Consider the following 533-nt stretch of genomic DNA (forward strand, 5'->3'; position numbering starts at 1 on the left):
GGCCGGCGGGGTACGGGGACGCGCGTACCTGGACGCGCCGCGATCGCGGTCGAGACCGAGCACTATGTCGCCGTCGTCCCGGCTGGAGCTGGCGCAGGGGTTCGGCTCAGCTGTTCACCCCGAGCGCGGTGAGGTTACCGACACGGTAGCCGTTCCGGGCGGGCCGTGATCGGTGATCCGGCCGTGCTGGATGGCGTGGACGGTGTCGGCGTACTCCGCGATCAGTGGAAGGTCGTGGCTCACCAGGACGATGGCGAGGCCGAGCCGGTCCCGCAGTCCACGCAGCAGGTCCATGATCACGGTGCTGGTGGCGGGATCGAGGGCCGAGGTGATCTCGTCACACAGCAGGACCTCGGGTTCGGCGGCGAGGGCGCGGGCGATGGCGACGCGTTGGCGCTGGCCGCCGGACAGTTCCGCCGGGTGGCGGTCGGCAAACTCGGCCGGCAGTCCGACGTCCGCCAACAGCGCCTGCACCCGGGCGGGGACGTCCCGGCGGGGGGCGCGGCGGTGCAGCCGAAGGGCTGTCTCTTATA

1 protein-coding gene is annotated in these 533 nt (G+C 72.0%); it reads right to left on the minus strand.

The features are described from left to right. Window positions 1-114: 114 nt before the first annotated feature. A complete protein-coding gene (locus tag E1283_RS36850; protein WP_425086285.1) occupies window positions 115-462 on the minus strand; it encodes an ATP-binding cassette domain-containing protein in 348 nt (115 codons plus the stop codon). Between the last annotated feature and the right edge of the window lie 71 nt (window positions 463-533).

Source organism: Streptomyces hainanensis, assembly GCF_004348415.1.
GTDB classification, from domain to species: domain Bacteria; phylum Actinomycetota; class Actinomycetes; order Streptomycetales; family Streptomycetaceae; genus Streptomyces; species Streptomyces hainanensis.